Annotated in this window: 26 protein-coding genes; 21 read left to right on the plus strand and 5 right to left on the minus strand. The window is 49.4% G+C overall.

What is annotated here, in order from left to right:
* Positions 1-561 precede the first annotated feature (561 nt).
* The 12 genes from BZG79_RS02425 (at position 562) to BZG79_RS02480 (ending at position 15,371) form a co-directional block, all read left to right on the plus strand.
* Positions 562-1,587, plus strand: a complete 1,026-nt coding sequence (locus tag BZG79_RS02425) for an ABC transporter permease subunit (RefSeq protein WP_025744376.1) — start codon at positions 562-564, stop codon at positions 1,585-1,587.
* Between the two features lies 1 nt (position 1,588).
* Positions 1,589-2,632, plus strand: coding sequence for an ABC transporter permease subunit (locus BZG79_RS02430; protein ID WP_077773656.1), 1,044 nt, complete (start codon positions 1,589-1,591; stop codon positions 2,630-2,632).
* 66 nt (positions 2,633-2,698) lie between these two features.
* The gene (locus BZG79_RS02435) at positions 2,699-4,525 is read left to right on the plus strand and encodes an extracellular solute-binding protein (protein ID WP_077773657.1); all 1,827 of its coding nucleotides are present in this window, start codon (positions 2,699-2,701) and stop codon (positions 4,523-4,525) included.
* An 8-nt stretch (positions 4,526-4,533) separates the two neighbouring features.
* A complete protein-coding gene (locus BZG79_RS02440; protein WP_077576355.1) occupies positions 4,534-5,400 on the plus strand; it encodes an ABC transporter ATP-binding protein in 867 nt (288 codons plus the stop codon).
* Positions 5,401-5,415: 15 nt separating this feature from the next.
* Positions 5,416-6,273: an ATP-binding cassette domain-containing protein gene (locus BZG79_RS02445; protein WP_077576354.1), complete on the plus strand. Its 858-nt coding sequence runs from the start codon at positions 5,416-5,418 to the stop codon at positions 6,271-6,273.
* 179 nt (positions 6,274-6,452) lie between these two features.
* A complete protein-coding gene (locus BZG79_RS02450) occupies positions 6,453-6,743 on the plus strand; it encodes a helix-turn-helix transcriptional regulator (RefSeq protein WP_077773658.1) in 291 nt (96 codons plus the stop codon).
* On the plus strand, positions 6,733-8,082 hold the full coding sequence (locus BZG79_RS02455) for a type II toxin-antitoxin system HipA family toxin (protein WP_077773659.1): 1,350 nt from the start codon (positions 6,733-6,735) through the stop codon (positions 8,080-8,082). Before BZG79_RS02450 ends, BZG79_RS02455 begins: the two co-directional genes overlap by 11 nt.
* An 18-nt stretch (positions 8,083-8,100) precedes the next feature.
* Positions 8,101-9,105: an SEC-C domain-containing protein gene (locus tag BZG79_RS02460; RefSeq protein WP_077678927.1), complete on the plus strand. Its 1,005-nt coding sequence runs from the start codon at positions 8,101-8,103 to the stop codon at positions 9,103-9,105.
* Positions 9,106-9,114: 9 nt separating this feature from the next.
* The gene (locus BZG79_RS02465) at positions 9,115-10,236 is read left to right on the plus strand and encodes a hypothetical protein (RefSeq protein WP_077773660.1); all 1,122 of its coding nucleotides are present in this window, start codon (positions 9,115-9,117) and stop codon (positions 10,234-10,236) included.
* Between the two features lie 251 nt (positions 10,237-10,487).
* Positions 10,488-13,628, plus strand: a complete 3,141-nt coding sequence (locus BZG79_RS02470) for a DEAD/DEAH box helicase (protein WP_077773661.1) — start codon at positions 10,488-10,490, stop codon at positions 13,626-13,628.
* A gap of 179 nt (positions 13,629-13,807) precedes the next feature.
* Positions 13,808-14,095, plus strand: coding sequence for a hypothetical protein (locus BZG79_RS02475; RefSeq protein WP_242414114.1), 288 nt, complete (start codon positions 13,808-13,810; stop codon positions 14,093-14,095).
* Between the two features lie 298 nt (positions 14,096-14,393).
* Positions 14,394-15,371, plus strand: coding sequence for an Abi family protein (locus BZG79_RS02480; RefSeq protein WP_199877512.1), 978 nt, complete (start codon positions 14,394-14,396; stop codon positions 15,369-15,371).
* 271 nt (positions 15,372-15,642) lie between these two features.
* Here BZG79_RS02480 and BZG79_RS02485 read toward each other — a convergent pair whose 3' ends face one another.
* Positions 15,643-16,506, minus strand: coding sequence for a YicC/YloC family endoribonuclease (locus tag BZG79_RS02485; protein WP_077576351.1), 864 nt, complete (start codon positions 16,504-16,506; stop codon positions 15,643-15,645).
* Positions 16,507-16,666: 160 nt separating this feature from the next.
* On the opposite strand from BZG79_RS02485, the gene rph reads away from it, so the two are divergent.
* Both rph and pyrE read left to right on the plus strand, forming a co-directional pair.
* Positions 16,667-17,383 (plus strand): ribonuclease PH, encoded by a 717-nt coding sequence (rph, locus tag BZG79_RS02490; RefSeq protein WP_025744385.1) that lies wholly within the window; start codon positions 16,667-16,669, stop codon positions 17,381-17,383.
* 109 nt (positions 17,384-17,492) lie between these two features.
* Entirely contained in the window at positions 17,493-18,134 is a 642-nt protein-coding gene (gene pyrE / locus BZG79_RS02495; protein ID WP_077461505.1) for an orotate phosphoribosyltransferase, read from the plus strand.
* A 119-nt stretch (positions 18,135-18,253) separates the two neighbouring features.
* Here pyrE and slmA read toward each other — a convergent pair whose 3' ends face one another.
* A complete protein-coding gene (slmA, locus tag BZG79_RS02500; RefSeq protein WP_025744387.1) occupies positions 18,254-18,844 on the minus strand; it encodes a nucleoid occlusion factor SlmA in 591 nt (196 codons plus the stop codon).
* 204 nt (positions 18,845-19,048) lie between these two features.
* Positions 19,049-20,293 carry a bifunctional phosphopantothenoylcysteine decarboxylase/phosphopantothenate--cysteine ligase CoaBC gene (gene coaBC, locus BZG79_RS02505; RefSeq protein WP_077773663.1) on the minus strand — a complete coding sequence of 415 codons (1,245 nt, stop codon included), beginning with the start codon at positions 20,291-20,293 and terminating at the stop codon, positions 19,049-19,051.
* A gap of 245 nt (positions 20,294-20,538) precedes the next feature.
* On the opposite strand from coaBC, the gene radC reads away from it, so the two are divergent.
* The 5 genes from radC to mutM all read left to right on the plus strand — a co-directional run bounded on the left by radC (position 20,539) and on the right by mutM (position 23,259).
* Entirely contained in the window at positions 20,539-21,222 is a 684-nt protein-coding gene (gene radC / locus BZG79_RS02515) for a DNA repair protein RadC (RefSeq protein WP_077461507.1), read from the plus strand.
* A 185-nt stretch (positions 21,223-21,407) separates the two neighbouring features.
* Complete coding sequence (gene rpmB / locus BZG79_RS02520; protein ID WP_025673845.1) at positions 21,408-21,644, plus strand: 50S ribosomal protein L28; 237 nt, start codon at positions 21,408-21,410, stop codon at positions 21,642-21,644.
* A gap of 13 nt (positions 21,645-21,657) precedes the next feature.
* A complete protein-coding gene (rpmG, locus tag BZG79_RS02525) occupies positions 21,658-21,828 on the plus strand; it encodes a 50S ribosomal protein L33 (protein WP_025673846.1) in 171 nt (56 codons plus the stop codon).
* Positions 21,829-21,945: 117 nt separating this feature from the next.
* Positions 21,946-22,425 carry a hypothetical protein gene (locus BZG79_RS02530; protein WP_077773665.1) on the plus strand — a complete coding sequence of 160 codons (480 nt, stop codon included), beginning with the start codon at positions 21,946-21,948 and terminating at the stop codon, positions 22,423-22,425.
* A gap of 18 nt (positions 22,426-22,443) precedes the next feature.
* Positions 22,444-23,259, plus strand: a complete 816-nt coding sequence (gene mutM / locus BZG79_RS02535) for a bifunctional DNA-formamidopyrimidine glycosylase/DNA-(apurinic or apyrimidinic site) lyase (protein WP_077773666.1) — start codon at positions 22,444-22,446, stop codon at positions 23,257-23,259.
* Here mutM and coaD read toward each other — a convergent pair.
* The gene (gene coaD / locus BZG79_RS02540; protein ID WP_025744211.1) at positions 23,251-23,757 is read right to left on the minus strand and encodes a pantetheine-phosphate adenylyltransferase; all 507 of its coding nucleotides are present in this window, start codon (positions 23,755-23,757) and stop codon (positions 23,251-23,253) included. The two genes, mutM and coaD, sit on opposite strands and share 9 nt — an antisense overlap.
* 160 nt (positions 23,758-23,917) lie before the next feature.
* Between coaD and BZG79_RS02545 the strand changes: the two genes are divergently transcribed.
* Positions 23,918-24,628 (plus strand): 3-deoxy-D-manno-octulosonic acid kinase, encoded by a 711-nt coding sequence (locus BZG79_RS02545; protein WP_077461578.1) that lies wholly within the window; start codon positions 23,918-23,920, stop codon positions 24,626-24,628.
* Positions 24,629-24,635: 7 nt separating this feature from the next.
* Here BZG79_RS02545 and waaA read toward each other — a convergent pair whose 3' ends face one another.
* Complete coding sequence (gene waaA / locus BZG79_RS02550) at positions 24,636-25,895, minus strand: lipid IV(A) 3-deoxy-D-manno-octulosonic acid transferase (RefSeq protein WP_077660353.1); 1,260 nt, start codon at positions 25,893-25,895, stop codon at positions 24,636-24,638.
* Between the two features lie 76 nt (positions 25,896-25,971).
* Here waaA and BZG79_RS02555 point away from each other — a divergent pair.
* Positions 25,972-26,265: glycosyltransferase (locus BZG79_RS02555; protein WP_199877513.1), on the plus strand; the 294-nt coding region annotated here is incomplete at its 3' end.

Consider the following 26,265-nt stretch of genomic DNA (forward strand, 5'->3'; position numbering starts at 1 on the left):
GATGTCGAGTGGTGGACAAATGAAGTGTGTCATGCTGTTAAGGTTTGTTAATTTAGAATATGAAACCTTTTAACATTTGCGTAGTGGGTGACTATAAAAATGGTTAATGAGTGCATGATTTTTACTAAGGGCGAGTATGAGGTGATTCCCCTTCCTTCCTTTTATATTGGGTGTTTTAGCTTTTAAAATGATAAAAGTTTGACAAGGATGGAAAAGAGAACTATCGGAATTTTATGCAAATAAATAGGGTAAAAAACTAGAGTTGTTACTCAGTTTGTTATTTTTTCATATGCTGTCATCGGGTTGTAATATGAAGGAATATCGTTTTTTTTGATTTGTAAGTACCTGCTATCGAAAGAGAAAAAAAATCAGGCCACATGGACATGGACCGTTGATCGTGGTGATAAATCAAGATAAATATAGAAACCTGAAGTATCGTGTGTCATGTAAGGGGAAGCCCGACGACGCCTAGGATGGCACTGACGCCGCGATACTATAGACAAATAAAGCGGCTTGTTTAGATGTCAGCAGGCCTAGACAGTTAACAGGGAGTAGTGGACTATGCTGTCGTACTTTATACGTCGGTTTCTTTTAGTGATACCGACGTTTCTTGGGATCACCATTTTGATTTTCGGTATCACGCGTCTTGTGCCTGGTGGGCCGGTTGAGCGAATGATGACCCAAATGCAAGCACAAGGTGATGGCGGCTCGAGCTTGCAACGTGCAGGAGATAGCTCGGCCTTGTCTGAAGCGCAAATGGACGATTTGCGCGCCTTTTATGGTCTCGATAAACCCGTCGTTGAAGCCTATATGGATTGGTTAGGAAAGTTGGCCAATTTTGATTTAGGTGAGTCGACGCGCTATTACGAGCCGGTCGCGGATATGATTGCCGAGCGCCTGCCGGTGTCGCTGTTTTATGGCGGGATGACCTTCTTTATCAGTTATTTTATTTCTCTCCCGCTCGGGTATTACAAAGCCCTCAAGCACGGCTCGGTGTTTGACTCCTCCTCCTCGGTACTGATCTTTATTGGTTTTGCCTTACCCGGCTATGTGGTGGGGGTATTGCTGATCACCTTGTTTAGCTATCACCTAGAATGGTTCCCGATGGGGGGCTTTGTTGGCGATGCCTACTACGACGCGACCAGTTTTTGGGAGCGCGCCAAAGATGTGATGTGGCATGCGGTACTGCCGCTGATTTGTTATCTGATTGGTGATTTTGCCACTTTGACCATGACGATGAAAAACAACCTGATGGAAAACCTCTCCGCGGACTATATTCGCACCGCCATTGCCAAAGGGTTACCGTTTCGTTCGGCGGTACGCAAGCATGCGCTGCGCAACAGCTTGATTCCGATAGCCAGCCATTTTGGTAACTCTTTATTGTTCTTTATGACCGGTGCATTTTTGATTGAGGTGATTTTTAACATCAACGGCATTGGTTTGCTCGGCTATGAATCGATTATGGAGCGTGACTATCCGGTGGTGATGGGGATTGTTGCCATCAATGCGCTATTACTGCTGGCGGGCAATATCATCTCTGATATCTGTGTTGCCTTGATTGACCCTCGCGTGAAGTTTGGATCTTGATATGTTGACGATTAGCCCTTTAACTCAAAAGAAAATCCGCAGTTTTAAGCAAATTAAACGTGGTTACTGGTCGTTTAYGATCTTGACCACCATGTTGGTGCTGTCGCTATTTGCCGAGCTGTTGATCAACAGTAAAGCGTTAATGGTCAAATACGACGGCAACTATTACTTCCCTGTGATGAGCGATGTGTATTTAGCGCGCGACTTTGGCCAAGTAGGCACCAGCGAAGTCAATTATCGTCAGCTCGATAAAGCTTTCGAGGCACAAAGTGGCGACAATTATGTAGTCATGCCACTGGTGCCGTGGAACCCGCTTGAGCAAGACTTTAGTGGCGACTTTCCGCCCACGGCGCCAAGTGCCGCAGACAAGCATTATCTCGGTACTGATGATATCGGCCGCGACATTCTCGCCCGCCTGGTATACGGCTTTCGTATTGCCATGGGCTTTGCGTTACTGACCATGGCTGCGTCTTATGCGATTGGCACCGCCGTGGGCTGTGCGATGGGGTTTTGGGGCGGTAAGTTTGATTTGTTTTTCCAACGCTTTATCGAGGTTTGGTCGATGGTGCCGTTTTTGTACGTGATCATGATTCTAGTCTCGATTCTCCAACCCACGTTTGCCCTGTTCGTCGCGATTAATGTGCTATTCGGCTGGATGGCGATTACCTGGTATATGCGCACCATGACGTACAAAGAATCGTCGCGTGATTATGTGATGGCGGCGCGYGCATTGGGTGCCTCTACTAGCCGGATCCTGTTTCGCCATATTTTGCCCAACACCATGGTGATGATTGTGACCTTGGCGCCCTTTACCATCGCCCTCAATATTACCGCGTTAACGGCGCTGGATTACCTCGGTTTGGGGCTGATGCCACCGACGCCAAGTTGGGGCGAGCTGTTACAGCAAGGTAAATCAAATCTGGATGCGCCATGGATTGTTGCCTCTGTGGTGTCGTCTCTGGTGTTGGTGTTGGTGATGGTGACCTTTATTGGGGAAGCGGTCCGAGCCGCGTTTGATCCGAAAAAGTTCACCCGTTATGACTGATTTTAAATACAACAAGCAATTTTTAAATATAACAAGCAATGTGTGCATCAAGATAAGGACATCACGATGAAAAAACTGATCCTTGCTACCTCCGTTTCCCTGTTTAGCCTCAGCGGCTGGGCGGCGGAATTGCCTGCAAATCTCAATTGGCAAACCAACTGGGATGCGCCTAAAATTGGCTCTCCCGACGCCAAGCGCGGCGGTACACTGCGTACCCACTTGCAGAGTTTCCCGCAGACATTACGCACCGTGGGGCCGGATTCAAACTCAGGCCTGCGCAGTTACTTTCTTGATGAAATGCCCTCACTGGTAAAGCGCCACCCAGATACACTGGAATGGATCCCGGATTTGGCCAACGAGTGGGCATTTAGTGACGACAACAAAACCATCTATTTTAAGCTTAACCCAGAAGCGACTTGGTCAGATGGCGAACCAATGACCGCCGATGATTTTGTCTTTATGATGCAGTTTTATCGCTCTAAAGACATTGTTGCCCCTTGGTATAACGACTATTACACCAACACCATTGGTAGCGTGGAGAAAATCGACGCGCATACTGTGGCCATATCGAGTGCAGTAGAGAAAAACCAAGAAGAATTAATGTATACCTTAGGAAGCTTAATTCCGCGCCCTGCGCATTTTTACGCTAATCCGCGCAAAGATGAAAACCAAGACGGCATTGCTGACGACTATGTGCGCCGCTATAACTTTAAAGCCGAGCCCACCATGGGGCCCTATGAGCTGGGCCGTGTGCAAAAAGGACGACGACTTACCTTTAATCATGTCGACGATTGGTGGGGTTATACCAACCCCTATTACCAAAATCGCTACAATGTTGAGCGTATTCGAATGCGCGTGATCCGCGATAACGACATTGCCATGAAGCATTTTGAAAAGGGCAATTTGGATGTGTTCGATTTGGTACTTCCAGATATCTGGCATGAAAAAACCCAATCTGAACCTTATAAAAAAGGCTATATCACCAAGTTCTGGGGGTATAACGARGTGCCGGTTGGCGCGGGCGGTTTGTGGATGAACTCGGCCATGCCAATGCTGGATGACATTAATGTACGCAAAGGGATTCTCTATGCCACCGATTTTGACGGCATGATTGAAAAAATCACCCGTGGCGATTACTCGCGTAAACCGCATGCAATGGGCTTTGGTCATGGTGAATACGACAATGACGGTGCAACGCCGCCACCGTTTGATCCTAAAAAAGCGATCAGCCATTTCGAACAAGCCGGCTTTGACCAGGTTGGCGCCGATGGTATTCGCGTCAATGACAAAGGCGAGCGTTTAAGCTTCGCGATTACTTATGGGTATCAGCAGCACACACCACGCATTGCTTACTTAAAAGAGCAGGCCAAGCGAGCGGGATTGGAATTTACTATTAACTTGGTCGATGGCTCATCGGCGTTTAAATACGTACTCGAGAAAAAGCATCAGTTGGCCTTTCTTAATATGGGTACCTCGGAAATTCCGGCCTATTGGGAGTACTTCCACTCGGATAACGCCAATAAAACGCAAACAAACAATCACTCTAACTACAGCTCACCGGCATTGGATAAGCTGATCATGGCCTATAAAAGCGAGTTTGATACGGCTAAAAAGTATCAGCTGTCGCATCAAATCCGCACCAAAATCTCAGAGGCCAGTGTGATTGTACCGGGGTACATGGTGCCGTATGTGCGTCAAGGTTTTTGGCGTTATGTACAAATCCCAGATAACGCGATGACCAAGCGCACCGAAAACATGGTCACCAGTGGCCGCGTGATGGGCTTTGGCACCTTCTGGATTGATGAAGAGATGAAAGACGCCACCGAAGAGGCCATGGACGACGATAAAGCCTTTGAGCCGGTGACCATCATTGATGACAGATACAAGCTGTAGAGGCGCTTATGACCCAGGATGTCATTCTTTCGGTTAAGGATTTGACCGTTAATTTTACCACTGACAATGGCCCCCGTGAGGTACTTCACGGGGTGAGCTTTGAAGTAAAAGCCGGGCGCACGCTCGGCTTGGTGGGAGAGTCGGGCAGTGGCAAAAGTGTTACTGCGATGTCAATTATGGGCTTGCTGCCTAAACCCTATGGGCAAGTGACCGGCGGCGAGATTCTGTATCGCGGGACAGACTTGGTGACCTTGCCCGCCAAAGAGCGCTATGCAATGCGCGGTAATCGGATCTCGATTATCTTTCAAGACCCAATGACGGCGCTGAACCCTGTGCATACCATTGGTCGGCAAATCAATGAAGTCTTGATGTTGCACCGCCCGGAGCTGGATAAAAAAGCCCGGTATGCCTGCGCATTGGATATGATGAACAAGGTAAAAATCCCACTGCCTGAAAAGCGTCTCAATGAGTATCCGCACAACCTGTCTGGTGGGATGCGCCAACGGGTCATGATTGCCATGGCACTGGCCTGTAAGCCCGATATCTTGATATGTGATGAGCCAACCACCGCCCTAGATGTGACGGTGCAGGCCTCGATTTTGGACTTGATTAACGAGCTGCAAGAAGAAACCGGCATGGCGGTGATTTTTATCACCCACGATCTGGGCGTGGTCGCCGAGGTGTGTGACGACGTGGCGGTGATGTACGATGGCCAAATTCGCGAACGGGCCGATATTTTTACTTTATTTGACAACCCCGCCCATCCGTATACCAAGCGTTTGCTGGGGTTAATGCCGGGGCGTACTCACCAACCCAAGCAGATGATTGATATTCGCCCGTTGGAAGACTTTGATGCAGCGCCATCATCGACATAGTTGCAGGAGAACGCGATGAGCAAGGAAGTCCTCAGAGTAGAAAATCTGAAGCAGTATTTTGTCTCCGGCAAAGGCCTGCTTCGTCAAGGTTACACCATTAAAGCCGTCGATGGCGTATCGTTGTCGGTGTCACAAGGTGAAACACTTGGTCTGGTGGGGGAGTCGGGGTGTGGCAAAAGTACCCTGGGTCGTACCATTCTCAAGTTGTTTGAACCCACCGAGGGTAAGATCTTCTTTGAAGGTAAAGACATCACCCCGTTGTCGCCACGTCAGATGCGGCCACTGCGTAAAGACATGCAGATTGTCTTTCAAGACCCGCTCGAGTCGCTCAACCAGCGCCATACCATCGGCGGGATCTTAGAAGAGCCCTTTATTATTCACAATGTTGGTACCGCGAAAGAGCGTCGCCAATGGGTGCTTGAGCTGTTGGATAAAGTCGGCTTGCCCCACGATGCGGTAAACCGCTACCCGCATGAGTTTTCGGGCGGTCAGCGGCAGCGGATTGGTATTGCCCGGGCGATCGCCCTCAAACCGAAACTGCTGATTTGTGACGAGTCSGTCTCCGCYTTGGATGTRTCGGTGCAGGCACAAATTCTTAATCTGTTGTTGAARCTCCAGCAAGAGATGAACTTGGCGATGATTTTTATCTCGCACGAYTTATCGGTGGTCCGTCATATCTCCGATAAGGTGGCAGTGATGTACTTTGGTCATGTGGTGGAAGAAGGGCCGACCGAAACCGTCTACCATCAGCCGCAGCACGAGTACACCCAAACGCTGCTCTCTGCCATTCCGATCACCCATCCTAAATACCGCAAACATAAGCGCCGTGCCGAGCAACCGGTGGCCGAAAAAAAGCCTGAAGCGGTGAGTTAAGTACACGCCCAGGCCCCTCTGGTAAAAATGAGGTAACCCCCAGTAGTTGGATATCCAACATCGGGGGTGCTTCATCAGCAAAAGCTTGATGGAAGACATGGGGTTTTTGGATATAATAGTAGCCAATTTGGTTTATTTTCCGCTATATTAGATATAATAATATCCAATGGCCATTGAAGATGAATTTCACCTTACTGGATGATACCGATGTAAGCCAAGCCTATGCTGCTTATTTACGGGCGTTGCGTCAGCGCGCAAAGCTCTCACGATCGGCACTGGCAAAGCGAAGCTGCGTGCCTGCCTCAACGATTAAAAAGTTTGAGCTGACTGGACAAATTTCCTTTCGCCAATTGCTGTTGCTTTGGCAGACCCTAGACTCATTGGATAGGCTTTATCAGCTCACCCAGCCGCATAAAGAGCGCGTCACTGCGCCCTCGAGTATTGATGAGGTACTAAAAGATGAGTTTTAGACCGATTCAAAAGCTTACTGTCACCCGTACGTTAAGTTCAGGAGAGCAGGTTGCTGTAGGGATCTTGGCTCAGAATCGGCAAGGTGTTTTTTTTCAGTATACAGACGGCTATTTGCAGCAGTTTGGCAATTTATCACCGTTTACTTTACAGTCGAGCATGCAAGTACAAGCCGCACCTAAACAGCCTCATCAAGGGGTGCATGGCGTATTTGGGGATTGTTTGCCTGATGGTTGGGGCATGATGTTACAAGATCGTGTTTTCCGGCAAAAAGGCATCCTGCCGAATCAATTAACGGCGATGGACAGATTGGCCTTTGTCGGTGATAAAGGCATCGGGGCGTTGTCTTTTTCTCCGGTGTCTGAGTTTTCAGCCTCGACGCACGCTGATATTAATCTAGCAACCTTGGGCTTAGAGGCTCAAACGCTTTTCGATGCTTCAATGTCAGACTATATGGATAATAACCATGAGAAGTTAGATGGGCATACTCAACAGGTATTGGCAGCACTAGTCGCTGGTGGTAGTTCGGGTGGAGCAAGACCAAAAGCACAGATTTATATGCCGACGGGGGAAATTGAGCAATGTCGCACCTTTGCACAGCGAGGTGATGAAGCGTGGCTGGTTAAGTTTACCTCGAAAAATCTAGCACTCGGGCATGAAGAAGGTTTGTGTGAGGCGGTATATTTGCAAATGGCTGAGCAAGCTAAATGCCAACCCCCACGCTGGCAACTTATTGAGGCACCAACAAAAAGTGGTGCGGTTGCATGGTTGGCGCTCAAGCGTTTTGATTATGTCGCTGGACAAGCCGATTTAGTGAGTGGACATAGCACGGGCCGCTTGCATATGCACAGTGCCTGCGGATTGCTGGATGCAGATTTTCGAACGCCAAGTTTAGATTACATTGACTTGATCAAAGCCAGCCGTCAATTATGTCAATCTCCAGCTGCGGGACAGCTGCAATTTCGCCGTGCCGTTTTTAATCTACTGTCGTCTAACCAAGATGATCACAGTAAAAACTGGGCGTTTTTACAAGCGGACGACGGTCAATGGAACCTTGCGCCTTTTTACGATGTCACCTACAGCCCGCATCCATTTAACGAGCATGCCACTGCATTTGGTGGGTATGGCAAAGCGCCACCGCTTAAGGTAATGCAAAAACTTGCAGCAAGTGCTGGCTATGGGAGTTGGCATGATGCAAGGCGAGTTATTGAAGAAGTGGCAGAAGCTATCAGCCAATTTACGCATCTCGCAAAGCAGCAAGGGGTTAGAAAAACCACAGTATCTGCAATTGCTAAGACGCTGGGTCAGCGTAAACAGGAAAATGCCGCGCTGCTTCAATAAAAATGCGAGGGGACAGTAATGAAGCTCGGTCGCAACGATCCTTGCCATTGTGGCAGTGGTAAAAAATTCAAACGGTGTTGTATGGACGGTGTGTCTAAGCAACATGCGCAAGTTGTTGATGACGCTGAAACCATGCTGGCGAATAACCCAGGTATGAGTATCGATGAACTCAATGCTGTGTTACAGCGCCAAGTGCAGGATCGCAATAATCAACCTCATCCCGATTTTTGTGGTGTGACACCCACGCAAATGACCAATTGGCTTTATGCGCCGTTTGATCAATTACAGTGGGTGACGATCACGACACCCGCCGATCTTTCCGCCAGCCCAGTGATGCGATATTTGGCTCTGATGCTTGAACATGCGATGGCGCAAGGCGGTGCTTTTAAAGCAACCAGCAAAGGCAACTTACCGGCTAAGTTGGTCAAACAAGCCAGTGAATTATTGCCTGAGTTTTCAGTTTCTCAATTCCAACGCCACATTAGTATCAGCGAGTTTGCTGGGTTTAACGAAGACAAATTCAATGCCTTGCACTATACCCGCGTGCTGGCCGAAATTAGCGGTATTATCTACCGACGCAGCGGCCGTTATCATGTGAAAAAAGCGGCGCAAAAACAGTATCAAGACATGGGCGTGCAAGCCTTTTTTAAGCCGATGCTGGCAGCTGCAACCGGCAAATATAACTGGGCGTATTTAGATAGCTTTGAATACGATGTTGATTTGCGCACCTTTTGGGTATTCATGTTGTGGCGCATACAAGCGCATCACAGCGTCGATCAGCTTACTCAAGAAGTGATGGTTGCTTTTCCCGATGTGTTAAAGGCGTTCCCAACGGACGATTACGCCCCGCCGGAAGCGTTGTTAAGCGGACTTATCGAAACGCGATTTATTGCGCGCTTTTTGCAGTTTTGGGGATTTGTGACGATGGATCCAAGGCGTTTTATAAACGGCGAACCCATTGCGCTCACCGCTCAGACTCAGCCGCTGTTAGCGCAAACCTTTCAATTCCACATTAACCGATAGCAGGGCATCGTGAGCGAATATCAATACTATAAATTTGAGCGCTTAGATGGGTATTTAGACAGCACCGCGCGCCAAGCACTCAGAGCCATTTCACGCCGAGCCGATATCACGGCAACGTCTTTCCAGGTGGTTTACAACTTTAGCGATCTAAAGGCTAAGGCATATGAGATCATGCTAAAGCACTTCGATATCGGTTTTTACTATGCCAACTGGGGCTCGATGGATGCCTACATCAAACTACCTGTTGGGACCATACCCGATGCCATGCTTGGATTATCGAACGATGGTTTTAAGGTTCGTCAAACCGATGAGTGGCAATTGCTCACTTTCTCTATCGAAGAGTATGGTGCGTATTTTGATGATGGAGATGCTGACGATTTTTTCCAGCATTTACCCGGTCTACGCAATCAGTTAATCCAAGGTGACTGGCGGCTTATGTACTTAGCGTGGCTCAAAGCGGTAGATGACGATGATGAGCTTGACGCGATACCGTTAATCCAATTCGATTTTGAGCGCCTTAGCGAAGGATTACAGGCTTTTGCTGCTCTGTATGCGATTCCCTTACCTTGGGTTAAAGCGCTTACGATGGTGCTGAATGAACAGCCCAGTCACCCAGCCAAACACACCCAGTTGCAGTTTGAAGATTGGCTCAAAACGCTCACGGAAGCGGAGAAAAACACACTATTACGCACGTTGTTTGAGCGAGGCCAATTAACTCGTCACCAAGCCGTAGCACTGACGCGAAAAGAACCAGCCAACAAAGACGAAACTTATCAGTATTGGTTAAACCCCGACCTCGTGGCTCCCTATATTGCAACCGCACAACGACAGTTTGAGCAACAACAAGCCGAGGCACTTGCAAAAAAACTAGCCATTGAAAAAGCAGAAAAAGAACAAGCCTTAATAGATCTCTACAACCAGCGTGACCACTACTGGCAGCAAGCGCACGAGCAAGCGGATCGCACTTGTCCTAGTGGCTATGATGCGGCGTCACGCTATTTACATCAGCTCTTTGAGGCCTATCAGCTTCACGATAATTCTGCGTCCTTTGATCAGCAGTTTAAGCGCTTTATAGCAGCTAATAGCCGTCGCAAAGCATTATTAAATCGCTTGAGTGATTTGCTTAAATGATTGGGTTCACCTCAGGCAGACCCAGTGTTGTTAGCAAAAAATATCGTTGAGTTTTGATTGGTTGAAAGCCTTTATGCCCGCCTTAGGTCTACACATTGTTACCTGTGAAGTCACTTTGTGTAGACCTCAGACGAGAGTGTGACTTAACTCTTTGTTGCTATTGTTTGAAAAGTATAGAAAAGTGATCCTTTCATAACGCCTACAACCCGTGGTTTGTAAGGTGATGCAGGCTCATCGCGTGGAAGGAAAAAATGCAGCAGGTCGGAATTTATGAGCAGCTGGTAACGCAGCTTATTGAGAGCCGTATTGATCGAGAGCGATTCTATGTTGGCGAGCGGACGCTTACCAGCAACGAGGCGTCAGTTTGGTTGTCTCGCTTTTTATCGCATGTTTTGCACCATGTGCTCGACGCCGTGCCTGCCAGTGACGATCGCCTAGAGCAGCAAATCACACTATCCAACCAATTCTTGCTGTGGCTGAAAACCCAGATCCACGATAAAGACATTATCGACGATAATTTGCTCGCGAGTCAGGGGAAAATCCTGACGGCCCTTTATGAGTTTGAAAACCCGATCGCATCTGATTTAGCGCGTTATGTGCAAGATGTTTTCCCACTCACCGGCTTAACGCAAAGTGAGCTTTTTTGTGGCAGTAATGCGGGTCTTTCATTGGAGTCAGAGCTGAAAAGAGAGATTTTATCCGCAGACAGAATTTATTGGTTGGTGTCATTCATCAAATGGGCGGGGATAAGAATTTTTCGAAAAGAGCTGGAAGCCTTTACCCGCAGTGGTCGCGAGTTAAAGGTCATCACCACATCATACATGGGCGCGACAGACGCGAAAGCGGTGGAGTATTTAGCCAGCCTACCCAAYACCGAGGTGAAGTTAAGCTACAACACTGAGCGCGAGCGTCTTCACGCAAAAAGCTATTTGTTTCTGCGCGAGACCGGCTATCACACCGGTTATATCGGATCGTCAAACCTCTCTCATTCTGCACTGACGAATGGCTTGGAGTGGAACCTTAAAATCACCTCGCAAGAAATCCCCCATATTATCAATAAATCACTCAGCACTTTTGAAACGTATTGGGCCTCGAATGAATTTGAACGATTTGACGGAGATGTAAAAAGTACCGAAAAACTGAATCAAGCCCTTCGGCAGCAGCGGGGTGGCGAAGAAGATGGTGCTACGTTTTTCTTCGACCTCTCTCCTTTCCCTCACCAGAAGGAGATTTTGGAGCAGCTGACGGTTGAGCGCCAGACGCATCAACGTTTTCGCAATTTAGTGGTGGCGGCAACAGGCACTGGTAAGACACTGATCTCTGCGTTTGATTTTGCCCGTTTTTTGAAAAAACACCCTGATGCCAACTTTTTATTTGTGGCCCATCGTGAAGAAATCCTTAAGCAAGCGCGTGCGGCCTATCGAGGGGTATTACGTAACAGCACCTTTGGCGAGCTGTGGGTCGGTGGTCACACGCCAGATCATTACCGGCAGCTGTTTGTCTCGATTCAAACATTGAACAACCAGCTCGATACGCTCAACTTGACGGCCGATTACTATGACTACATTGTGATTGATGAAGTGCATCATATTGCCGCGAGCAGTTATCGAGCGGTTTTGCACCACTTTTCACCGTCAATACTACTGGGTCTGACGGCGACGCCCGAGCGTCATGATGGCGGCGATATTCTCGCGGATTTTGGTGGCGTTATTGCGGCTGAGATTCGGTTGCCAGAGGCGATTAATCGTCGTCATCTTTGCCCATTCCAATATTTTGGTATTGATGATGATACCGATCTACGGACCATTCCTTGGCAACGTGGCCGCTATGATATTGCACAGCTGACTAACCTCTATACCTCCAACCAAGCGCGGGTGGATAAGATATTGCTCAGCATGAACGAGATCATCACGGATCTTAGCCGTATGAAAGCGCTCGCTTTTTGTGTGAGTAAAGAACACGCTCAATACATGGCTCAACAGTTTTCACTGCAAGGGCTTAAGGCGGATGTGTTGACCAGCGACAATCGGCATGAACGCCAGCGAAAGCAGCAATCGCTGCGCGCCGGTGAGATCAATGTGCTTTGTGTGGTTGATATTTTCAACGAGGGGGTCGATATTCCTGAAGTGGATACCTTGTTGTTTCTGCGTCCCACCGAGAGTTTAACCATTTTCCTTCAGCAGCTAGGCCGCGGTTTACGGTTAGCCGAGGGCAAAGATTGCTGTACCGTCCTCGACTTTGTCGGTCATTCGCGTCCTGAGTATGACTTTGCAAATAAGTTTCGGGCGCTGGTGGGCAAGAGCGCTCGAGCGATTAACCATGAGATTGAACAAGGCTTCCCCCATGCGCCTTTGGGCTGTCGTATTGAGCTTACTAAGCGCACGCTAGAAATGGTCTTGGATAACATTCGCAAAGCGTCGCTAACGCTAAGACGCTTAGTGGCAATGGTTCGGCAATATCCTCAGCACACCCACCTGCCGCTGACGCTAGCGAACTTCCTAACCTTGTATCCGCATATTGATTTGAACGAACTATACAAGCGAGGCTGTTGGTCAGAACTGGTGTTCAAAGCAGAGCTAAAGGCTAATGATTACCCTGTTGATGAAAGTGCACTTAAAACAATCAATAAAGCGATTTTTCAGCGGATTTTAACCACTGATGATCATGCTTATCTACAGTTTTTAAAGCAGCTTTGCCAAACAGACTTTGCGCCTGATACGGGTAGCGAACGGCATCGACTCATGTGTCATTATGATGTTTGGCAACAAACCGGGCCAGCTCTTGGCTTTTCATCCATTGCGCAAAGCTTTGCCGCGTTAAGGCGGCTGGGCATCAAAACAGAATTAATGGATGTGTTGGACTGGAAACTGTCACAAACCAAGCACGAGCAGTTAAGGATGGACGATTTGCCTGATGTGCCATTGCGACTTCATGCTCGATATGCGCGTGAGCAAATTCTAGTTGGGTTTGGCGCTACCACGTTGGAGCGGCAGCCGCCTGCACGAGAGGGGCTCTATGCGCTTAAAGATCAAAACATCGAACTGTTATTTGTCACCTTGGATAAAAATGAAAAGCAATTTTCTCCGACGACCATGTATCACGATTATGCGATTAACGCGTCACGCTTTCACTGGCAGTCGCAAAACAGCTCGCGCCCTGATAAAGGCCGCGGCAAAGATTACATTCAACATCAAAAGATAGGGAAGCGCCTGTTTTTGTTTGTACGTGAGCAAACTAAAGATGAATTCGGGCGTACCATGGGGTTTGTGAATTTTGGCGAAGTGAATTATATCTCGCACACCGGATCTCAGCCGATGGATATTACGTGGGAGCTAGCCACTCCGATGCCAAACTTTATGTGGCAGCAAGCGGCGAAGTTGGCAGTAGGCTAGTTGAGATGGCAGTGGCATTGGGTGGCCAACGTGCTACATCGCCCAATGAAAAATTCGATGAAACTTACAACCCTAACTCGTCTAGAGAGTGTGACTACGTTTGCTGAGGTCGAAAAAGTCTACCAATAAGCAGTGGTTTGAATAAGCGTGTTCTATCAATGATGCAGAAGGTGAAATGAATGACAGAGCATATCCCTCAAGCTCCACAAGGAGAGTTTGTTTTCTTCACTAGTGCAGACGGTCAAACTCGTGTTGAGTGCCGCTTTGAATCCGATACATTGTGGCTTTCTCAGGCTGTAATGACAGAGCTGTCCGATAAAGACATTCGTACGATTAATGAACACTTGGTCAATATTTACAAGGAAAGCGAGCTTGTTCAAAGTGCAACCATCCGGAAATTCCGAATAGTTCGATGGAAGGGAACACGTTATGTCTCGCGTGAGGTCGCTCCCGAATCTAACTGGTAATTCGTTAAATGGGCTTTGGGTGTATTACACTTAAACGGCTAGGCAGTAATCACCCAATATTCTGGATCTCATCAAAGAGAATAATAAAAACACCCCGAAAAAATTCTGAATTCAGGTCTCACTATGCAGCAATATATGCACATTGATGACAGCTTTAGCGCTTTGATTCGTCGTAGTGGCTGGTATCTGTTGACAACGCCCCACGTCGCCCACATAATTAATTTATCAATGGCTTCCTCCAGGTGCGCTCGCCGCCCGTAAGAGTGGAAGCTTTTTTTTTGCCTCAAGGATGTCCGTTTTGTCTGCGCGTGTGCCTTATAACAAGCCTTATATGAGTGCCGCTGAGCTGTGCGATAAGCTGGTTGCCCAAGGGATCACCGTTGCTGATCGTGATTTTGCCGCTCGGGTACTTAAACGGTGCAGTTACTACCGATTTAAAGCGTACTTGCTGCCGTTCTCTGAGTCGTCCTCTCCCCCTCGTCGTTATCAAGCCGGTACCACGTTCGAGCAATGCTATGCCCTTTATCAGTTTGATGAAGCGTTACGTAATTTGGTGTTTGATGTGGTGGGTAAAGTAGAAGTGGGGATCCGCTCTGGTTTTGAGGAGTGGATGACCAAGCAAACTGATAATCGGTTTTGGTATCTGGATTCGGCTTTATTTAAGGAAAACGGCGAGCAGGTCAAAACCGTTAGTCGTGTGCGGGATATGTTCAAAGACTCCAAAGAGCAGTTCGCCGAGCATTATCGCAGCAAGTATTACAACGACTATTGCCCGTTTTTCCGCGATCTGCCGCCGGGTTGGGTCGCCATTGAGCTGATGACATTCGGTAATGTCTCTAAGCTGATGCGGAGCTTGCAAAGCGATCAGGTGAATGCACTGAAGATGAACCGCTTTGCGAAAACCTTGAACGTCGAAAAGTACCAAACCTTGTGCGCTTGGGTGGATGCCATTCACCAAGTACGCAACCACTGTGCGCATCACTCGCGCCTGTTTAACCGCAACTTGCCGGCACCTACAGGGATTAAGCGTATTTTATCACCCGGTGTGGCGTTAGTGCGTACCCGTCCTGACTCAACCAAGCGGGAAGAAGATCAACTGAACCGTCTTTATACTGTGTTGGCTGCCGTCCAACAGATTTATAATGGGTTGGGCTATGACGCGCCATTGGGCCCAGCATTGGTGGATCTATTTGAGCGTTATCCAGTGGCTAAGCGTTTTATGCCGTCGATGGGCTTCCCTGCCGATTGGGAAAATGAACCATTGTTTTTCAGGTAATTTTTATCGAGTCCTTCGCCAAAATCCGACATACCTGGGCACGGCTGTAGCCGGTCGCGTCGGCCACTTCAGTTAAGCTTATCCCCATTTCTCTGCCTCAAAAAATTGGGGAGTACAATCTTGCTACTACAATGTAGCGAGAAAATACTCCCCGATCTACTACCCAAGACTACCCAAACTTGACAGAGCTTACACGAACGCCATGACCGTCAAAAACAAATAAACATCTGATTATATTGTTATTAATGCCATCGGCGAACACTCATGAACATCACTCAATATTCTGAATTTGCTCGCGCATTTGCTCGATAAGCACTTTAAGCTCGACGCCGGAGGCGGTGATCTCGGTGCTGATCGATTTGGAGGCCAGGGTGTTGGCTTCGCGGTTGAACTCTTGCATCATAAAGTCCAAGCGTCGGCCGCAGGCGCCGCCTTTTTTGAGGATTTTGCGCGCTTCTGAAACGTGTGAGTCGAGGCGGTCTAACTCTTCGGCCACATCGACTTTTTGTGCCAGCATCACCATTTCTTGCTCAACGCGAGCTGGGTCGAGCTCCACTTTGGCTTCTTCCAAACGCGTGGTTAAACGCTCACGCTGCCACTCAATCACGGTGGGCATTTTTTCGCGTACTTTGATCACTTCAGCGCTAATCGCATCCAATCGCTGCTCAATCAGCACTTTCATGTTGTCGCCTTCGCTGGCCCGGGCCGCCACAAAAGCATCGAGCGCTTCATTAAGCCCGTCCAGTAGGGCACGGTGAAGGGTATCGGTGTCTTGCTCCGGCGCTTCCATCACCCCTGGCCAGTTTAAGACTTGAAACGGGTTAATATTGCCTTCGCCCGCAGTGTCTTTAACCCATTTCGCCGCATCAATCACTTGTTTGGCAAGATCTTCATTGATGGTGAGTTTGTCTTGGCTGGCTTGGGATGAATCAAAACGCAGGTTACATTCCACTTTGCCGCGGGCGAGGCGCTTACGGAAACGCTCGCGCACCACAGGCTCGAGGCTACGTAACTGCTCAGGCATGCGGATATAGGTTTCAAGGTAGCGCTGGTTGACGGAGCGGATTTCCCAAACCGCGTTGCCCCAATCGCCCTTGAGTTCTTGTCGCGCGTAGGCGGTCATACTGTGGATCATGTGTACCTGCTTTTGTGTGCTAAGAGTGAATAATGAAGAGTATACGCATCTGCTCTTCTTGCGTCAGCTGTCTTGAACGGCAAGGCGGACAGGGATCGCAAGCGAGCGGATAAACACGTATAATCGTCATCACATTTTTCAGTCAATGAAGGTAACTTGCATGCGCCCAAGTGGAAGAGCACTCGACCAAATTCGTCCCGTTAGCTTTACCCGCGGTTTTACGGCCCACGCAGAAGGCTCTGTGTTGGTGTGCTTTGGTGATACCAAGGTGATTTGTAATGCCACGATCGAAGAGGGCGTGCCACGCTTTTTGAAAGGCAAGGGCCAAGGTTGGGTGACCGCCGAGTATGGCATGTTGCCACGTGCGACCCACACCCGTAACCGCCGTGAAGCGTCAAACGGTAAGCAGGGTGGCCGCACGGTAGAAATCCAACGTTTGATTGGCCGCAGTTTGCGCGCCGCGGTCGATTTAAAAGCATTGGGTGAGCGCACCATTACGGTTGACTGTGATGTGATTCAAGCCGACGGCGGCACACGTACGGCGTCCATTTCGGGGGCGAGTGTGGCACTGGCGGACGCGCTTAATGCGTTAGTGCGTAACGGCAAGCTTGCTGCGAATCCGATGCGTGGCCACGTGGCTGCGGTGTCGGTGGGCATTTATCAACAAACGCCGATTTGCGATCTCGAGTATGTGGAAGACTCAGCGGCAGATACCGACATGAATGTGGTGATGCTCGAAGATGGCCGCATGATTGAGGTGCAAGGCACGGCAGAAGCTGAGCCGTTTACTCCCGATGAGCTCAATGCCATGTTGGCACTGGCCAGTAAGGGCATTGATGACATTGTCGTCGCGCAAAAATCGGCCCTGGCCGAATAATCCTATTGCAATGGCTCCCATCTCGGGGGCTATTTTTTTATCTATTAACCTGAGATGGGCGCGCGTCGCGAACGCCCGATAATAATCACAGACAGCAAGAGAGGACTGCATGAAAGCCTATCAGCGCCAGTTTATTGAGTTTGCCCTTGAGCGGCAGGTTTTGAAGTTTGGCGAATTTACCCTGAAGTCGGGGCGTAAGAGCCCGTACTTTTTTAATGCGGGGTTGTTTAATACCGGGCGCGATTTGGCAAAACTGGGTGAATTTTATGCCGCGGCGTTGATGGATGCAGGCATAGATTATGATGTGCTGTTTGGCCCGGCGTATAAAGGGATCCCCATTGCGACCACCACAGCGGTGGCGCTCGCGGCGCATCATGATGTGGATACGCCATATTGTTTTAACCGCAAAGAGGCTAAAGACCACGGCGAAGGTGGCAACTTGGTAGGCAGTGCACTCGCAGGTCGAGTAATGTTAGTGGACGATGTGATTACCGCCGGCACCGCGATTCGCGAGTCCATGACACTGATTCAGGCGCAAGGCGCACAACTGGCGGGTGTCTTGGTGGCAATTGATCGCCAAGAGCGCGGCCAAGGTGAGTTATCGGCGATCCAAGAAGTGGAGCGTGACTTTGGTTGCCAAGTCGTCTCTATCATTAGTTTGTCTGATTTAGTCGCTTACTTAGAACAAAGCCAAGCGGATCCGGCGCAGTTAGCCGCGGTGAAAGGGTACCAAGCGAACTACGGCATTTAAGCAACGTGCATGCAGCTGGCTAGCGTTATAGATGTAGCCAGTTGCATTGCGCTCGTTGAACGACGCCGATTGCATTGCGCCAATTGCATTGCGCCCATTTGCGTTGCAGCCAACACCGCTCATTGCAATTGATTGGTCAGCAGTTGCCAGTATTGTTCAAAATTCGCGGTTGGCAGCTGCTTAAACGATGAGCGTACGTAACGACAAAAGCCGCCTTCCACTTGGCTAATAAGCTGACTGGCAAGCACGGCTTCATCTAAAGGAAAGCCCTTTCCTTCGCGCAAGCGACGCTCACGTAATACTTGCTTGAGCTGTGCTTCAACGCGCTCGAAAAGCTGGTTGATGCGCGCTTGTAGCCTGTCTTGCTCAAACATCAGCGCATGGCCTGTCATGATGCGTGTCAGCCCTGGGTTACGTTCACCAAACACCAGCAATAATTGCAGAATCAACTTGAGACGAACCAAGGTGTCCTTTTCTTCTTCAATAATGAGGTTGATGCGGGATAAGAGCGAGTCTTCGATAAATTCAATCAAGCCCTCAAACATACGTGCTTTACTGGGAAAATGACGATAAAGCGCGGCCTCTGACACCCCGACTTGCTCGGCGAGCTTGGCGGTGGTGATGCGCTGGCTGCCTTGGGTTGACTCCAGCATCTGCGCGAGCGCTTGGAGGATCTCTTCGCGGCGATTACTTTTTTTTGGGGCTGCCATGGATGCGATTCCTTTGTCTTTTTATCTATCACACTGGCGACGTTTAAAGGAGGCATCATGGAGAGGTGCCGCCGAGTGTGACGCTTTCCTCTTATCTTAGCGACGAGGTCTCTGTATTAAAAGCAAAAAGCGTGGCCATGGCGCACGCTTTTGAACTTGTTTTTCACACCGGAGCTAAGGCCTCCGGTGTGCTGGGCTTCTCCCTTATTCTTTTATCGATCGTTGCAAATAGCGCGTGTGAATGTGTGCTATTACGCTACGCGCTAACGTCGGTTTATCCGCAAGGGGGAGCGCTTTGTCACCGTCAGACCAGAATAGGTGCAGGGCATTATGATCACTGTTAAAGCCTTGATCGGCGTGAGACACATCATTTGCGCAAATCATATCGAGCTTTTTGCGGGTGAGTTTATCACGTGCGTAGGCTGCAACATCCTGGGTTTCGGCGGCAAAACCGACCGTAAATGGACGGTGCTGGGTTAAGTTGGCGACCGAGGCAATAATATCGGGGTTTTTCACCATGGTAACGGTCATCGTGTCTTTATCTGCCTGCTTTTTCATCTTCTGCTCGGCCATCGTTTGTGGACGGTAGTCAGCGACCGCGGCACAGCCGATAAAGACATCGTGCTCGGTGATAGAGGCATGCACAGCATCATGCATTTGTTGGGCTGTGGTGACATCCACGCGCGTGACACCGGCGGGCGTGCTTAATGCAACCGGACCGGAAATCAAGGTCACTTCGGCACCCAAACTGGCGGCGGCCTCGGCCAAAGCATAGCCCATTTTTCCAGAGCTGTGATTCGACAAATAGCGAACCGGATCCAGGGCTTCTCGGGTTGGCCCAGCGGTAATCATTACCCGCTTATTGGTGAGCGGTTTTGGGCCGGCCCAGTGTTCGCACTCTGCCACTAAGGCCAGTGGCTCAAGCATACGGCCTGGCCCCACATCGCCACAGGCTTGGGCACCGCTATCCGGCCCCAAAATAAGGCAACCGCGCGTGCGTAGGGCCTGTATATTCGCTTGGGTAGCTTGAGCCCGATACATTTGCTGGTTCATCGCCGGGGCAATCGCAATCGGTGCATCGGTGGCCAAGCACACCGTGGTGAGCAAGTCATTCCCCATCCCAGCGTGAATACGGGCGATTAAATCGGCGGTAGCGGGGGCAATCAATACTAAATCAGCCCATTTCGCTAACTCGATATGCCCCATTGAAGCCTCAGCAGCTGGATCGAGCAAGCTATCAGATACCGGATGGCCTGAGACCGCTTGCAGGGTTAACGGTGTGATAAATTCTTTAGCGGCGCGTGTCATTACCACTTTGACAGTGGCACCTCGCTCGATCAGGCGACGAGTCAAATCGGCACACTTATAGGCGGCAATTCCACCGCCCATGCCAAGCAGAATATGTTTACCTGCCAGCGTTTGGGCTGGCTGTGTTGAAGAATTGGCCATAATGCTCTGTGTGTTTGTGCTTGAATGGCGAAACCATACCATAATCCGCTGTGCAAAAAGTGTGTTAGCGCAAAGGAAAGCGCGTGGGATGTGAGCCAAGTAGAATGCGATCTAAGCACTGAGCGGTTGAAACCCTTGAGTGCTTATCAAGGGAAAATCGCGAGCGAGCCGCAGTTCCGCTCGAAAAGGATTGTGCGAGATCCCTCGCGTGTCTTAACTGGCGACAAAATCAAAGAGGGATAATAATGAGCTTAAAAACTTTGCCCTTGGATTGTCGTCCAAGGGAGCGTCTATTAGCACGTGGGGCGGACAGTTTATCGGATGCTGAGTTACTGGCGATATTTTTACGCACCGGTGTCACAGGGATGAGTGCGGTTGCGCTGGCTGATCATCTATTAACGGACTTTGGTTCGTTGCGTGCGCTGATGGGAGCCGATCAAACGGCGTTTTGTCAGCGTAAGGGGTTAGGCAGTGCGAAATACGCGCAACTGCAAGCGGTACTGGAGCTCAGCCGTCGTTATTTAAAAGAGACGTTAAGTAAAACGGATGCCCTGACCAGCCCCGATCATACTCGGCGTTACCTCTCGACGTTACTGCGCGATCGGCCACGTGAAGCCTTCTATGTGTTATTTCTCGATAACCAACACCGAGTGATTGCCGATGAGCAATTATTTGAAGGGACCCACAATGCCGCCAGTGTTTATCCGCGAGAAATTGTTCGCCGTGCATTAGAGCTTCATGCCGCTGCGTTAATTTTGGCACATAATCATCCTTCTGGGGTCGCTGAACCGAGCCAAGCGGACCGACATATCACTGATAAAATCGCCAATGCCTTGTCATTAGTGGATGTACGCGTGTTAGATCATCTGGTGGTCGGGGACGGAGATGTGGTATCGTTCGCTGAACGAGGTTGGTTGTTATCCTCCTAAGGATCGCCTTTGGCGAAAAAAACGATCAAAAAGCGCATAAAAGGATCTGCTCGGGACTTGAGCAATGTGAATTCAGTTAGTATAATGCGCCACCTTTGATAGCCTTGACCTTCGACCTGACCTTAACGTTGCAGGACTGGCGGACAAGGTTGATATCGAGCCGAAACGATTTTGGAGAGACTTTCATGTCACGAGTATGCCAAGTAACTGGCAAGCGTCCTGTAGTTGGTAACAACCGCTCTCACGCTAAGAACGCCACCAAGCGTCGTTTTCTGCCGAACCTGCAAACTCATCGTTTCTGGGTAGAAGGCGAAAAACGCTTCGTTAAACTGCGCCTATCCACTAAAGGTATGCGCATCATCGACAAAAAAGGCATCGAGTCTGTATTGACAGATATGCGTGCCCGCGGTGAGAAAGTATAAGAGGAATTAGAGAATGGCTAAAAGCGGCGTTCGTGAGAAGATTCGTCTAGTATCCTCAGCGGGTACTGGTCACTTCTACACCACAGACAAGAACAAACGTAACATGCCTAGCAAATTCGAGATCAAGAAATTTGATCCTGTAGTTCGCAAGCACGTTATGTATAAAGAAGCCAAAATCAAGTAATTTGATCGATGCTTTGATAAAAGACCCAGCTTCGGCTGGGTTTTTTTATAACTAAAATCCGTCAGTGTTTGGGTATATACTGCGATAAATACGTACAGCGGCCTTGGGTGAGAAAACATGAAGCTAAAACGGCAGACGTGGAACAACATCCTGATTTTTTCAGTCGTGATTTTTTTTGGCTTAATGCTATTGCCCGATTATTTACGTCATCAGCGCCAATCAAATGCCATGCCTGAAGGCGTCATTGCGCTGGTGGACTCACGCAGTGAGGTGTTATCACTGCGCTTTGCGCATTTAACGCTCACCCGTACCTTGGATGGCTGGCAAACGGATAAGCCGTTAGTGATCAGCCCAACCGAGCTGGCTCAGCGGTGGCTAGGGTTGGCAGGCACCCAAGTTGATGAAGCAACCTTACAGTCACTGCGCCCACAACTTACCGCTCCCCGTACGCTCGAGTTGACCCGGAGTCCAGACAAAGAGCCGATCCGTATTACTTATTATCAGCAGCCCCAATTTTGGTTGATGCAAAATGGGCAGGGGCAATGGCTGGCGGTGTCTGTTGATCGTCGGTATCTTTTCCCGCTAACTAAATCGTGATAATCCAGAGCCATCTCTATGCCAGAATTACCGGAAGTAGAAGTGAGCCGTTTAGGCATCATACCGTATGTCGAAGGGCAAACGGTGACCGATATTACCATTCGTCAGCCAAAGTTACGTTGGCCGATTCCCGATGCGCTACAACAACTTAAAGGGCAGGTGATCCGCCGGGTTACCCGTCGGGCCAAGTATCTGTTGTTAGAAACCGATGTCGGGGCGGCGATTATCCATTTGGGGATGTCAGGCAGTTTGCGGGTGCTACCGACGTCACTGGCGCCCGAGAAGCACGATCATGTCGATGTGACACTCAGTAATGGGCGCTTACTGCGTTATCATGATCCACGCCGCTTTGGCGCCTGGCTGTGGCAAGACGGTGAGACGCCCCATACCGTTTTGGGTAAATTGGGCCCCGAGCCATTAACCGATGCCTTCGACCCTGACTACCTGTTAGCCAAAGCAACAGGGAAAAAAATGGCGATGAAGAGCTTTATTATGGATAACGCGGTAGTGGTTGGGGTGGGGAATATTTACGCCAACGAATCGTTATTTTGTGCGGGGATTCATCCTAAGCGACCCGCGGGCAGTCTCACGGCGACTGAGGCGGCGTGCTTGGTGAACGAAATTAAAACCGTTCTCGCAGCCGCCATCACTCAAGGAGGAACCACGCTTAAAGATTTTACGCAAGTGGATGGTAAAGCCGGTTATTTCGCCCAAGCGCTGCGTGTTTATGGTAGATCCGGTCAGCCTTGTCCGGCTTGTGACGTTGTGCTTGAGCGTATCGTCATTGGACAGCGGGCAACGGTATTTTGCCCGCAATGCCAGCCTTTAGGATGAAGGCGTTGCCTGCAGCTTGTCTTTCAGAGCGTTGAGTACCTCGTGGTGCACAAATTCTCGCGTGTCTCCCCCGTGCAAAGCCACTTCTTTGACGAGTGTGGAAGAGATAAAAGAGTGTTCCTCCGACGGGGTTAAAAAGACACTCTCTAGCTCGGGCATTAAACGCCGGTTCATGTTGGCCAACTGAAACTCATACTCAAAGTCTGATACGGCACGCAAACCACGGACCAAAATGTTGGCTTGGTACTGTTTGGCAAAGTTGACCAGTAATCCTGAGAACCCAACCACGGAGACATTGGATAAGTGCGCGGTGACCGTTTGCGTCAGGGCGACGCGTTCATTCAGATCAAAAAGCGGTTGTTTGCTTGGACTGGCGGCAATGCCCACAATCACATCGTCAAACATTCGTGCCGCGCGCTCAATCAGATCCAAGTGACCGTTGGTGATCGGATCAAATGTGCCCGGGTAAATCACGCGGGTATGTTGTTTTTGTGTCACTGGCTTATCCTTAAAAACGTGTATTGGGAAGAGGTTATCAAATCCTTGTTCTGCGCGCATTGTTCTGACTCTCTTGCGTGCCCTTGCCTGTGATTCTAACCGCGAGCAAGGTACACTGATGTGCGCCAGCGTCAGTGCGTAAACAGGAAAAACCGTGAGTATAGAAGTCGAGCAACGCGAAAACGAGTGCATCTGGTACGATCCTACCTTGGTGGTCGGGGAGCCGCGCCAGTATTTTGATATTCATTTTTGGCACCAACAGGCTGCCGTCACCGGCTCGGCCAAAGGGCGAGGGATAACCTTTTTTGTCCGTGGCCCGAAAATGGAGATGGCACTGCGGCATTATTATCGCGGCGGCCTGTTCGGCAAATTGGTGAAAGACCAATACTGGTTTACGGGCTGGGAGGAAACGCGCTGCGGTGCGGAGTTGCGCTTATTGGCTTATTTGCGCGAGAAAAAGCTCCCTGTACCGCGCCCCGTCGCTGCTCGTGCGGTAAAGACAGGCCGTACCTATCGTGCCGATATCTTGGTAGAAAAAGTCCCAGGAGCCCGTGACTTGGTGGCGATATTAAGCGAAAACAGCTTGCTAGCTCACGATTATCACGCCATTGGCCGCTTGGTGCGTCGTTTACATGATGCCGGCGTGTGCCATTCTGATCTGAATATCCATAATATTCTTCGTGATAGAAAAGGCAAACTGTGGCTGATTGATTTTGATAAGTGCCAACAGCGTGAAGGTGAGCAATGGAAAGAAGACAACTTAGCACGCTTGCATCGCTCTTTTAAAAAAGAAAAAGAGAAGCGCCAAATCCGCTGGCAGCCCGAGGATTGGGCTGCGGTCTTAAAAGGTTACAATCATATTCGAAAGTAGTCGCCACTCAGTGCGAGTGTCGAAGCCAAGGGGTGAGTGCTTGTAAGGTTCGCTCAACGGCGCCACGGTTTTCTTCGACCACCGCCAAACCGGCTTTTCCTGCTTGCGCTGCCAGTGGCGGTGCATTAAAGAAAGCGCCAATCTTTGCCGCGAGATCTTGGCTATCGTTACATACTTGCAGTGCGCCTGCGTCTATTAAAGCATCACCAATGACTTGGAAGTTATAGTAACTGGGTCCGGTTAATAAGGGTTTGCTGAGCGCAGCGGGCTCTAACAGATTATGACCGCCAACTTTGGCGCCTAAAAAACTCCCTGCCATGACAACCACATCTGCACTGGCGAGATACATCATCATCTCACCCATGGTATCGCCAAGGTACACTTGCGTGCTCGTGGTAAGCGTCTCGCCCTGAGTATGTCTTTGTATACTGAGGCCCTGAGCCGCGACTTGTTGCGAGACATCATCAAAGCGCTCAGGGTGGCGAGGGACCATAATCAATAAAGCATCCGGATAATCACGTAGCAAAATACTGTGGGCGGCTAACATGATGGCATCTTCGCCTGCATGGGTGCTGGCCGCTATCCAGCAAGGGCGTTCACCGCGAGCGTCACGAAGCGCAGCGCCTAAATCAGGATTTACCGCCTTGATATCAAACTTCACCGACCCAACTGCGCTTAGTTTTTCTGCGGGAACCCCCAGTGCGGCAAAACGTGCTTTATCAGTGGTATGCTGACACAGTATGAGATCGATATGCTGACTCATGGCACGAAAGAGCGGCGCAATTTTTTGATAATGGTGACATGCCTTTTCAGAAAGCCTCGCATTAATGATCGTAATGGGAACACCGGCACGACCGACATGATGCAAAGTATTGGGCCAAAGCTCGGTCTCCATGATCACGCATAGCCTTGGAGAGACTGCACGTAAAAAACCACGAATCGCAAACGGAAAATCGACAGGCATATAGCGATGGTTCACACCTTTGATGCGCATTGCCTGCTCGGCCCCAGTGGCTGTAGTGGTGGTGATGAGGATAGGAACATCGGGATAAGCTTGTTGCAGTGCACTGATCACCGGTTTGGCGGCGAGGACTTCCCCTACGGAAACCGCATGCAACCAAATCGGCGCCCCCTCAACGTTGGGTGTGCGACCAAAGTGCTCTTGCCAGCGCTCCCCCACCGCCGGCTTACCGGGCCGTTTACGATAAAGCCCGACAAGCAAAAAAGGGGCAGCAAGCGTGAGTAATAATGTGTATAACCAGCGCACAGGGAAACTCATCTATCAAATGAAACGAGAGATGTTATGATACAGGGATACTGATGCGTAATAAATAACCCTGATTATGAAAACGATATCCGCTACTTTAATTATCTCTTTTTACAATAATCCTCAAGCGTTAGAGTTGATATTTGAAGCGCTCATTGAACAATGGCCTGATCACTTCGACGTTATTATTGCGGATGATGGCTCTCGAGAAGAGGTAACTGTTTGGCTATCTAATAGAATCAAAGATCTGCCCTTTTCAGYTACGCATGTCTGGCATGAGGATAGCGGCTTTAGAAAAAATCGTATTTTAAACAAAGCTATTCGCCAAGCAAAAAATGAATATCTGATATTTATTGATGGTGATTGTATT

It is taken from the genome of Salinivibrio sp. MA427 (assembly GCF_001996115.1).
Lineage (GTDB): Bacteria > Pseudomonadota > Gammaproteobacteria > Enterobacterales > Vibrionaceae > Salinivibrio > Salinivibrio costicola.